Below are 12,145 nucleotides of genomic sequence, written 5' to 3'. Positions count from 1 at the left end.
TCAATATCCATTATGTTTAAGAAATTTATAGACAGGCCAGTGTTGGCAACTGTCATATCCATCCTATTGGTAATCCTAGGTGTTTTAGGCCTTGCTAAATTACCATTACAACAATTTCCTGATATTGCTCCGCCAGCAGTACAGGTAATGGCAATGTATCCGGGTGCAAATGCGGAAACAGTATTGCGTTCAGTTGCTCCTTCACTCGAAGAATCAATCAATGGTGTAGAAAACATGAGTTACATGAGTTCAACCGCCAGTAATGATGGTTCATTAGTCATCACGGTGTTCTTTAAATTAGGAACCAATCCTGACCAAGCAGCCGTAAATGTACAAAACCGTGTAGCACAAGCTACTAGTCAGTTACCTGCAGAAGTTGTGCAAGCGGGTATTACTACTGCCAAACAACAAAATAGTTTGATGATGGTAGTTGATATGTATTCCGAAGATGAAAAAACATATGACCAGACATTTTTAGCCAACTATGCTCAGATTAATATCATTCCAGCAATTAAAAGGATTCCCGGCGTAGGACAATCCATGATTTTCGGAGGAAATAAAGACTATTCAATGCGTGTATGGCTGAATCCTACTCAAATGACTAGCTATAACCTTACTCCAAAAGAAGTAATGGCAGCCATTCAGGATAAAAACCTAGAGGCGGCCCCAGGAAAATTTGGAGAAAGTAGCAAGGAGTCTTTTGAATATGTAATTAAATACAAGGGGAAACTAAATAAACCTGCCGAATATGAAAACATCGTGATTCGCTCTAATGCAGATGGTTCAGTATTGCGTTTAAAAGATGTTGCGAAGATTGAATTTGGAGCCTATACTTATGGAAACTTTACAAGAGTAAATGGCAAGCAAGGTATTAATATTGCTACCATGCAATTGGCAGGTTCTAATGCGAATGAAATCCAGATTGAGATAGCCAAACTAATGGAGAAGGCATCTAAAGACTTTCCTAAAGGTGTAAAACATCTTATCTTGTACAATACCAAAGACTCTTTAGATCAATCTATTGACCAAGTAATCTCTACGCTGATTGAAGCCTTTATCTTAGTTTTCATTGTAGTATTTATTTTCTTACAAGATTTTCGTTCAACGCTTATTCCTGCTATTGCAGTGCCAGTGGCTATTTTAGGGACATTCTTCTTTATGTCGCTCTTTGGTTTCTCTATTAACCTTCTTACTTTATTTGCTTTAGTACTAGCGATTGGTATTGTGGTGGATGATGCCATTGTGGTAGTAGAGGCTGTTCATGCTAAAATGGAACATCGACTACTTCCTCCGAAAGCGGCTACTACTTCGGCTATGAGTGAAATTACGGGTGCCATCATTTCAATTACGCTCGTAATGTCGGCGGTATTTCTACCTGTTGGTTTTATGAGTGGCTCAACAGGGGTTTTCTACCGTCAGTTTGCTTTTACATTGGCCATTGCCATTGTTATATCGGCTATCAATGCCTTAACATTGAGTCCAGCCTTAGCAGCCTTATTTTTAAAAGCCAATCATTCCCACCAAGGTGGTCATGAAAAAGCTAGTTTTAAGGAGAAGTTTTTTATTGGCTTTAACAAAGGATTCGATAAGCTTACTAATAATTATGTAAGAAGTCTATATTTTTTGGTAAGAAACAAATGGCTAAGTATTGGTGGATTAGTAGTAGTTATCGCTGCGACCATCGTGATGGTAAAAAGAACTCCGACAGGTTTTATTCCCTCTGAAGACCAAGGGTTTATAGCCATATCGCTATCAATGCCTGCTGGTGCATCGTTAGAAAGAACCACAAATGTAATTCATCAAGCTGAAACTGTATTGGGGACGATGGAATCTAAAAAAACTTTGATGGGACTTTCGGGCTTTAATATCCTTACTCAATCTTCAAGCCCTTCGTCAGGTGTTGCTTTTGTCTTATTAAAACCTGCCAAAGAAAGAGGTGCCGTAACAGACATTAATGAGATTATGAATGAAGTAAGACAAAAGCTTAGTGGTATCAAAGGAGCTAATTTCTTTGTCTTTACTTTCCCTACCGTTCCGGGTTTTAGTAATGTTGATGGTCTGGATTTAGTATTACAAGATAAAACTGGTGGTAGTCTTGTTAAATTTAGTGAAGTTGGCAATAAATTCCTTGGCGAATTGATGAAACGACCAGAAATCGCATTTGCCTTTACTGCTTTCAAAGCAGACTATCCACAGTACGATATGGAAGTAGATGATGTAAAAGCTGAACAACTAGGTGTAAGCGTAAAGGATATTCTTCAAACAATGCAAGCATATTTTGGTAGTGCTCAAGCATCAGACTTTAATAGATTTGGGAAATACTACAGAGTAATGGTGCAGGCAGAAAAGAATGCGAGAACTGAAATCTCTGCAATGGACGGTATTTTTGTGAAGAATAGATTAGGTAATATGGTGCCCATTAATACACTAGTAAAGTTAAAACGTGTTTACGGACCAGAAACGGCTTCTCGTTATAACCTTTTTAATTCAATTGGTGTAAATGCCATTGCCAAACCGGGTTATAGTTCTGGAGATGCTATCCTTGCTGTAGAACAAGTAGCAAAGCAACATCTACCAACAGGTTATACTTTTGAATTTTCAGGTATGACCAAAGAAGAACTTTCTTCGGGGGGACAATCTACTATCATCTTTATGCTTTCATTGTTATTCATCTATTTCTTATTGGCGGCTCAATACGAAAGTTACATTCTACCTTTTGCTGTTATTCTATCAATACCTACAGGGATATTTGGCGTATTTGTAGCAATAGGTTTGAAAGGCATTGAAAACAATATTTATGTACAAGTGGCCTTGGTGATGTTGATTGGTCTGTTGGCTAAAAATGCTATCCTGATTATAGAGTTCGCTTTACAACGAAGAAAAGCAGGCAAGAAACTCGTTGCTGCATCAATAGAAGCAGCAAAACTTCGTTTAAGACCAATTATTATGACCTCCCTAGCTTTTGTAGTCGGCTTAATTCCGATGATGGATGCCAAAGGTCCTTCGGCTCAAGGTAACCATTCTATTAGTATTGGTGCTGCAGGCGGAATGATTTCTGGAGTAGTCTTAGGCTTATTTATCATTCCAGTGTTATTTGTTATTTTTCAATACTTACACGAAAAAATTTCTAGAAAAAAACCAGAGATTAATTCTATCATTCATGAAGATTTAGTCGCTGCTTATAATTAAGCATACAATGAAAAATCATATAAAAACCTTGTCGATAATGCTATTATTATCGACAAGCATCATTTCTTGCAAGGTTTCAAAAGACGTTAAAATCCCAGAAGATGCTGTTCCTGTTACTTTCAGAGATGTAAGCCTTTCAGATAGTACTACTAGCGTAGCAGATTTAAACTGGAAAACGTTTTTTACAGAAACTACTTTACAAAAATTAATTGATAGTGCCATTCATCGTAATAATGACTTGTTGGTTGCTCAGAAAAATATCGACATCGCTCAGTTACAATTAAAACAGGCTAAGTTTAATAATATTCCTAATTTGAATCTTCAGATTACTTCAAATTCTACTAATCCTTCAAACAATAGTTTGAATGGAATTAGTTTGAATCAATTTTTGAAAAAGGAACATATAGAAGATTTTACTACAGCAGCAAGTTTATCTTGGGAGGCAGACATCTGGGGAAAAATTCGTAATCAAACGAAAACTACCCTCGCACAATATGCTCAATCAGAAGAAGCTAAAAAGGCTTTACAAACTACCATTGTAGCCGCTGTTTCAAAAGGCTTTTATACTTTACTGATGTTGGATGCGCAAGTGAAAATTGCTAAAAAGAATCTGGAATTAAATGATAAAACTATCTTTATGATTAATCTTCAGTTTGAATCAGGTCAAGTTTCATTACTAGGCAAACAGCAGGCAGAAGCACAAAGGTTAGTGGCTGCTCAATTGATTCCCTTGTTAGAACAAAATATCGTTATTCAAGAAAATGCTTTAAGTGTATTAACAGGAGGTTTCCCAAAAGCTGTTGAACGCAAAGTGATGTTGAATGCTATTGAATCTAAAAACCAACTTTCAGTAGGTGTACCATCTGCTTTGGTTAGCAGAAGACCAGATGTCAAAAATGCGGAATTGCTATTGCAAGAAGCGAATGCAAAAGTTGGCATTACAAAAGCAAGCCTATATCCCTCATTGACAATTACCGCAACTGGTGGCTTGAATGCCTTTGAAGCAAGTAATTGGTTTTCGCTTCCTACTTCCTTATTCGGAGTCGTTGCGGGTGGAATTACTCAACCTTTACTAAATGGCAAAAAATTGAGTACTCAGTATGAAATAGCCAAAGTACAAAGAGAGAAAGCCGTTATTGGTTTCCGTCAATCTGTTTTAATTGCAACTTCAGAAGTCTCGGATGCTTTGATTAAAATACAAAAAATAGAAGAGCAAAACACGAAGCTTTCATTAAGGGTAACAACATTACAACAAGCTATTAGCAATGCAGACATGTTGTTTAAAAGTGGTATGGCTAATTATTTAGAGGTAATTACTGCTCAAAGTAATTTACTACAAAGTGAATTAGAATTAGTTTCCTTGAAAAAAGCCAGACTAGAAGCTGATGTAGATTTATATCGTTCGCTAGGTGGTGGATGGAAATAACAAGTATTTTAGGATTTGTATTGAAGTAAAACAGCTCAGCCGTTTCGTTTGGCTGAGCTGCTTTGCTTTTTCTAATATCCCGTATTCTGATACATTTTCTCTGGATTCAATTTGTATTCATCAAATGGAATTGGGAAAAGATAATCTTTCAAACCAAAGTTTGATACTTTAGCTGTTCCATAGTCTGACTGTGACTTACTTTGAATATAAGTAACCAATTCTGTTGGCGTAAAGAAACGAAGTAAATCAAACCAACGGTGATGTTCAAAAGCTAATTCAACTCTGCGTTCATGAAGAATAGCTAATTTCAAGGTTGGATACTTTGTAGCGTATTCTGGATTATTTTTCATCGCTTCATAAGTAGGTAATTTAGCTCTTTCACGCACTTGGTTCAAGAATTGAATTGCAGTCGTTTCATCGCCCAAATACATATTTACTTCTGCCAACATCAAAATCACATCGGCATATCTGATTAAAGGCCAATCATTTCCGCCATAACCATTTGCACTTGCCAAAGCACTTACATCTCTGAATTTAGTAATGTACCAATCTTTTACGGTAGCATCATTCGCATATTTTATCGAGAAATCCTTACGCAAATCATTACTTTCGTATTCTTTCACTAAATCTTGTTTTACATTTCCACCTACGCTATTACTTGGTTTTAGTGAATTCGTTGTTTCACCTTTTGCTTGGTTATTCGCAGCGATTGAAGATGAATAGGTGATATCGCCTTGTTTGCTAACAATCTGGAAAATGATTTCTGCATTCGTCGATTTTTTAGTCACATCAAATACATCAGTATATGGAATATCCTTTAAATCTGTAAAGGTTTTCATGTTATAAGCTGCCGTCAAATACGTTTTTGCATTCGCTAAATTACTAGCACGATTGGCTTGGTCTAAAGTAGTTGCCATCGTTAAATATACTTGTCCTAACAAAGCATTGGCTGCCGCTTTTGATACTCTACCTTTTTCTGTAACAGGTTGATGATTCGGTAAACCACTGGCTACGGCTTCTTTCAAATCAGCAATAATTTGTTCATAAACTTTCTCTTTTTTCTCACGGAAAGTATTCGCAATTACATCGTCGGTTGAATTTAATTGCTTTGTAACCAATGGTACATCTCCCCATTTTCTTACCAAATGAAAGTAAATCATGGCACGAACAAATTTCACTTCTGCATTGTAAATTCCCTTATTTTCTGGTGTAGTAAAAGTTACTTTATCAATGTTTGAAGTAACCTGATTACAACGTGCAATGGTTTGATACAATGAAAGCCAGTGACTTTTTAAATAAGTATTACTTGGTAAAATCGAAAAATCATTGAATTGGAAAGGTTCTCCTGCATTCGATTGGTTATCATTTCTACCTGCATCGTCAGAACGCTCGTCAGTGAAAAGTCCGCTGTTTTCACCAATATTATTTCCACCACGAAGCGATTGATACACGCCATTTACCGCTTGAAGGACATCGTTATCTGTACGGAAATAATCTGAAGCGGCTACTGAATTTGGATCTGTTTGTAGCACAAAATCATCGCTACAACTTGCAAGGGCTGTCGCCACAACAAGTAATGTTATTAATTTCTTTATCATTTTTTTTAATCTTTTTTAATTGAATTTCAGGATTTTAATATTGATTACTTCCTGAAAAATTCATTTAGAATGTCAATTTTGCACCGATGTTGTAAGCTCTCATCAAAGGATATTTTCCATAATCAACACCAGGAGTAAGGTTTGCTCCATTGTTATAATCAACTTCTGGGTTATAGCCTTTGTACTTTGAAATGGTGAAAGCATTATCAATTCCTATGTAAATTCTAGCATTTGATACTGATTTTTGTTTCCCTAACCATTGCGTTGGTACTGTAAAACCAAGCGTAAGATTAGTACAACGGAAGAATGAACCATCTTGTAAATAAAAACTTGAAAGACGAGTACTATTACTTTGGGTTCCACCACGAGATGCACGATAAACCGTTCCGTCGCCCGGTTCCGTTTCTGAACGATAACGATTTACGACCGAAGCATACTGATTTCCAGAACCTTCCATGTTATAAACATAATAATCTTGTCCATCTAATACTTGGTTGCCATAAGAACCATTGAAAGATGAACTCAAATCAAAGTTTTTGTAGCTTGCCGAAAGTGCAAAACCATAAGTAAACTTAGCGTAAGGCGTACCAATTACAGTTTTGTCTAAATCGTTCACCACGCCATCGCCATTTACGTCTTCAAAATAAAGGTCTCCCGGTTTCAAAGGATTACTTGATGCAGTAGAACGTGCTGGACCTTTGATTTTATAATCTTTTGGGAAAGATTGCGTTGCTGCATTATAAACCAAATTATCTGCCGCTAAATTATCCATATCCGACTGGCGAACCATTCCTTTCACTTTAAAACCATAGAACATACCGATTGGCTGACCTTCTTGCGTAGTGTGTGTGATATACGAACGTTCAGCACCTGCACTGAAAATGGCATTTGCACCACCAAGGTCTAATACTTTGTTGCGGTTGATTGAAATATTACCACTTAAATTTACTTTCAAATCGCTCGTCTGAATCAAACGAGTATCAATCTGTAAATCCAAACCTTTGTTTTGTACTTTAGAGTTTCTTAGGTTTGTTAAAATCGTAGAAGCTCCCGCAACAGCTGAAACAGGTTGATTAAACAATAAATCTGAAGATTCAGAAACATAATAATTCGCCATCACAAAAACACGGTTGTTGAACAAACCAATGTCTGTACCAAAGTTGATTTGAGAAGTAGATTCCCATCCTAAACGTTGGTCACGAATATCGTTTGGATATACCGCAGATTGAATTGTTCCATTGCCAAAAACGACTCCTGTGGGGCTTGACATCGTCTGTAAATAATTATAATTACCGATGTTGTTGTTACCACTTAAACCCCAGCTTGCACGCAATTTGATAGAAGTTTGGTCTCCAAATTTATCAGCATAGAATGGTTCTTGAGAAAGATTCCAGCTAGCAGAAACAGATGGGAAATTTCCCCAACGATTTAAAGGACCAAAACGAGAAGAAGCGTCACGTCTGAAAGAAGCCGTTAAGAAATATCTTTCTTTATAATTGTACCCCAAACGCCCCAAATACGAAAGCAAAGTAGCTGTAGATTTTCCTGTAGCACCATTCAATGTAAATAAAGTTGGGTCAGCACCTTTTCCAGTAATTTCCTCAATTCTATCATTTTGGAAACCTTTTGCTGTTACGCTAATTACATCAATATCTAACTTTTGTGCCGTATAACCCGCCAAAGCACTGATACTGTGTTCGCCAAATTTTTCATTATAATTCAACGTAAATTCAGCTAATTTATCCATTTCAGTTCTTGTCGTCGCTACAGCGTTGGCTGCGGCAATTGACTGTGGAGAACCCGGAGGATTCGCACCATTACTCAATGAAGTTGGCAAATAATACTCGTACTTTTCGTTATAAGTCTGTAAACCAACGTTTACTTTAGCCGATAAACTTGGTAAAATTTGATAGGTAGCATTTCCACTAAAAGTACCACGAACACCTTTTCTTGAAATATGTGTTTCGGTTGCCAAAGCAACTGGGTTTTCAAGTGTTTGATAAGCATATAAAGATGATTTCGAAGCCGCTTCGTTTTTCTTTAAACTTCCATCTTCGTTATAAGCACTGAAAAATGGCATATAAATCAAAGCGCCAAGAATTGGACCTTGGTTAAAACGTCCTTCTTGTACTTCACGATTTTCGTTGGTCGTCACGGCTAAGTTTCCTGAAACTCTTAGTTTTTTACTTACTTGACCATCAACATTTGCACGGAAGTTGATACGTTCTTGCTTGGTACTTTTAATAATCCCCGGCTGATTCAAATATCCACCACTGATGGCATAACGAGTAGAAGAATTACCACCAGAGAATGATAAATTATGGCGCTGTGCCAAAGAGGTTTGATATAATTCATCTTGCCAGTCAGTATTAATCGTTGGTTTAATCAATGTCTGCGTGGCAAAATTGTAGAATTCTGAAGGAATACTTACAGAAGAAGCATTTCCAACTTTAGATACTCTGGTCGCATTATCGTCTGAAAACATGGCATCATTCCAAGTTCTTCCAGAATTCACAATTAAATCACGATATGAGTTATTATGACCGTCTATTAATAATTGTGCAAATTGCTCTGAATTTAGCAAATCTACTTTTTTACTTAGTTGATTCAAACCATATTGAACGTCGTACTGAAACTGACCTGTTCCTTCTTTTCCTCTTTTGGTGGTAATTAAAACTACCCCACCAGAAGCTCTTGAACCATAAATCGCCGCAGAAGCAGCATCTTTCAAGATGTCAATTGATTCAATATCGTTTGGATTGATAAATAAATCATTACCAACTGGATAGCCATCAACTACATAAAGTGGGTCTGAACTGGCATTGATTGAACCTACACCACGCACACGAATTTTGGTACTTACATAAGGCGCACCACTTACTTGTGATACTTGTACGCCCGCAACTTTTCCAACTAAGGCTTGTCCAACTGTAGGTGTTGTAAGGTTCAATTCTTTTGCTTTTACGCTAGAGATTGCACCCGTTACGTCGCTTTTACGCACTGTAGAATAACCGATGGCTACAACTTCTTGTAATTCCTGTGAATTTTCAAAAAGCTTAACATTGATTTGCGAAGATTTCCCCACTAAAACTTCCTTCGATTCATAGCCTACAAAACTGAAAACCAAAGTATTTCCTTCAGTAGAAACAATTGAATATTTCCCATTCGCATCTGTTACTGTTCCTTTTTTTGCCGTTTTATCAAAAACGTTTACTCCCGGCATTATTTGTCCCGCCTCGTTCGTTACAGTTCCTGTTATTGTCGCCGCCACTTGTTTTTGCTGTGTAAAAGCAGTCGCTTTTACTGTACCGATTGTCTGGGTACCAGCCATTACAATTAACAGCATGGCTCTTAGCCAAAGCTGTTTTTGTACTTGTTTTTGCATTTTTTTGTTGATTATTTATTGGAATTTGGATTATATTTTCACCATTTTAAACTTGCTAAATGCACGTTTGCTTTACGAGCAGACGTAACTGCAATACCTTTTTGAATATTTTTGGTCAAGGCAAAACCTTCTAATTCATCTGTCTTATCGAGGTCTATTGTTTTTAAAACTACTTCGTGTCCTGTCTCTAAAGATTTTTCAAAATCTAAGAAAGTAAGTCGCCATCTGCGTCCTTCAATTTGGTTCTGGATTAATACCAACACCTTTTTTTCAGGAACCCAAAGCAAATTTTGCACGAAAGGACTACAAGTAAATTTCTTATAAAGTACACCTGCTTCAGAAGTCTTTTTAGCAGTTTTCAAAGCTAACGGATTGTATAAACGTACTTCGTTTTTCTTATTGCTATAATCAGCAGTTACTACAAACCATTTGTTTTGATATTGTACATATTCTGGACGAGTCCCTTGAATACAAGCATCGTCTTCAATGATGTTCAACAAATTGCCATCAAGTGTTTTTGTTTTTTGTAACCCATTCCAATCAACATGATAAATAATGGCTTTCCAAAGTGTTCCTTCTGGATTCAAGCGGATACTGTTCCCGATAAAAGTTGGTTGATTTTTATGAAATGCAATGCCCGTTGGATGATTAATCACATCTTTTCCCGCCAAACTCAACTGCATTTCTTTGCCAGTATATATCAGTGAATCATTGTTCAAGACATATTCACGAATCATTCCTACTTCACGGTCGCCATAAATAAAGGCTTTTTCGTTTTGAATACTGATGCCTTGCCCAGCACCAAGAGAATCAATCGAAAACTCTTTTTTTAGCCTAAACTCAAGGTCTTTAACAGTAACTTGTTGTGATAAAAAACAAAAACTCAAAATACCTGAGAGGACAAGTCCGCTCATTTCAATGATAGTTTTTTTCATGAGTAAGTTGTTAGTTGTGAATTTCTAATTGTGAATTGCGAATGAGTAAATTGTGAGTTTTTATTTACATTTTTAATTCACAATTAACTAACTCACAACTAACATTTATGGATCAAGTGGTTCAAGTGCGTTGATTTGAAGTGCTTCAATAAGCGGATAAAATTCGGCTTCGGTTTCAGACAAGCGTTTGCCTTTTCGGTAAGGCACATGGTTTAATTCTTTCTCGCAACGTTTATCCAAATTCAATTCTTGGATATACATACTTTGTGATTTGGAAGTAGAAGTAATACAAGCTTTGTCGAAAGGAATTCCATAACGGAAAATCAAACGAGCCGTATTACGCATATTGGTTGTTGTATGGCGGGCGTGTGGTTCTACAATAATGGCATTGGCTGGTACTTTAAGTTTTTCAACCATGAATTTTTTCATTTCAATGGCTTCATTAAATTTCGTTTTATAAGGATGAACATTTCCGCCAGAAACCACCACAAAAGGGGCTAATCCTTCAAAATAACGTAAAGCAGCCACTCTGCAACGCAACATTCCTCCTGCACTTAAAGTTACTTCTGGCTCTTCTGGACCAGCACCTGGTACAAGAATTACTGAGTATGGAAAGGCTTTCCAATTAATTGTTTTGATTCTATCGAATGCTAATTTATTGACCGTAGAAGCCATTGGCTCAAAATCAGCTACTTGTTCACGCTCATTGATTTCTAATGCCAACAAAGCAGCAGTAATCGATGGCACAAAAAACAAATTGGCTTTTTTACTTTCTTCATGAACTGTTTTATGCAAATCCCCAACTAATTGTGGATAGCTTTTATGAGTAACTTTAAAACTGATGGAATCTATGTTTGGATAATTTGGTTTTTGTCCAGCAACATAAACCCCAATCGTGAAATTAATTCCACGGGCATCTTGCTCCCAAGCTTTGATTAATTGCTCTTTTGGAGTAAGTTTTTGCGCTAAAATATAAGTGCCTGAAGGAATTAAATGTTCTGAAACCAATTTCCCCAAAGCATTATTTTCTTCATATAGTACTCCCAAACGATTACCGATTTCCTCAATTTCAGTTTCAGAAAACTGCATACTTTCACTGAGACAGCTAACTTTATTTTGACATTGTTTTGAGGCATTATCCAAAGCTTCTATTTTTTTTGCTGTAATACTTTTCAAAGTAGCATCATTGCTCAAAAGATGTTTGACTTCTGGTAAATTTTGAAATAAAGTAAGGAGATAATAATTTTTAGATTGGACAAAACTTTTGCCTTTAATGATGGCATAATTGGCTTTCGCATTTTGTGCTTGAGATTGGGAGACAATTCCCGAAATCAGCCAAAAAAGGAATAAAAAGTATATTTTTTTCATCAATTGTATATTTCAACAAACAAGTACTCCTTCCACAAAAAAAGAGGATACTTATTCATTATTGGATAAAAGTTTAGTGAATGAAGGCGTCTATTTTTATTAGACTTGTTTGATTGTATCTTTGAGTTGATTTTCAACTCGGAAGGTGTTCATGAAAAATTAAACTTTGCTGAAGCGTTTTTCTGACACAAAAGTACATTGACTGTTTAACCTGAAAATAATTCTAATAATATCAGTTTGTTAA

General features: G+C 36.4%; 6 protein-coding genes. 2 read left to right on the top strand and 4 right to left on the bottom strand.

Features of this window, described 5'->3' with window-relative positions; all coding sequences use genetic code 11:
- Positions 1-12: 12 nt before the first annotated feature.
- Positions 13-3,189, top strand: a complete 3,177-nt coding sequence (locus VB798_RS08200) for an efflux RND transporter permease subunit (protein WP_323257802.1) — start codon at positions 13-15, stop codon at positions 3,187-3,189.
- Positions 3,190-3,196: 7 nt separating this feature from the next.
- On the top strand, positions 3,197-4,615 hold the full coding sequence (locus VB798_RS08195) for an efflux transporter outer membrane subunit (RefSeq protein ID WP_323257800.1): 1,419 nt from the start codon (positions 3,197-3,199) through the stop codon (positions 4,613-4,615).
- A 71-nt stretch (positions 4,616-4,686) separates the two neighbouring features.
- Here the strand turns inward: VB798_RS08195 and VB798_RS08190 are convergent, their stop codons facing one another.
- The 4 genes from VB798_RS08190 to VB798_RS08175 form a co-directional block, all read right to left on the bottom strand.
- The gene (locus VB798_RS08190; RefSeq protein ID WP_323257798.1) at positions 4,687-6,213 is read right to left on the bottom strand and encodes a RagB/SusD family nutrient uptake outer membrane protein; all 1,527 of its coding nucleotides are present in this window, start codon (positions 6,211-6,213) and stop codon (positions 4,687-4,689) included.
- A 64-nt stretch (positions 6,214-6,277) separates the two neighbouring features.
- Positions 6,278-9,598, bottom strand: a complete 3,321-nt coding sequence (locus VB798_RS08185) for a SusC/RagA family TonB-linked outer membrane protein (RefSeq protein ID WP_323257797.1) — start codon at positions 9,596-9,598, stop codon at positions 6,278-6,280.
- Between the two features lie 38 nt (positions 9,599-9,636).
- Positions 9,637-10,533: a hypothetical protein gene (locus tag VB798_RS08180; RefSeq protein ID WP_323257795.1), complete on the bottom strand. Its 897-nt coding sequence runs from the start codon at positions 10,531-10,533 to the stop codon at positions 9,637-9,639.
- Between the two features lie 105 nt (positions 10,534-10,638).
- Complete coding sequence (locus VB798_RS08175) at positions 10,639-11,901, bottom strand: YdcF family protein (RefSeq protein WP_323257793.1); 1,263 nt, start codon at positions 11,899-11,901, stop codon at positions 10,639-10,641.
- Positions 11,902-12,145: the final 244 nt, after the last annotated feature.

The sequence above is a fragment of the Arcicella lustrica genome (genome assembly GCF_034930985.1).
GTDB lineage: Bacteria > Bacteroidota > Bacteroidia > Cytophagales > Spirosomataceae > Arcicella > Arcicella lustrica.
The sequence above is the reverse complement of the archived record's forward strand: the minus strand, read 5'-3'. Positions and strand labels throughout refer to the sequence as shown.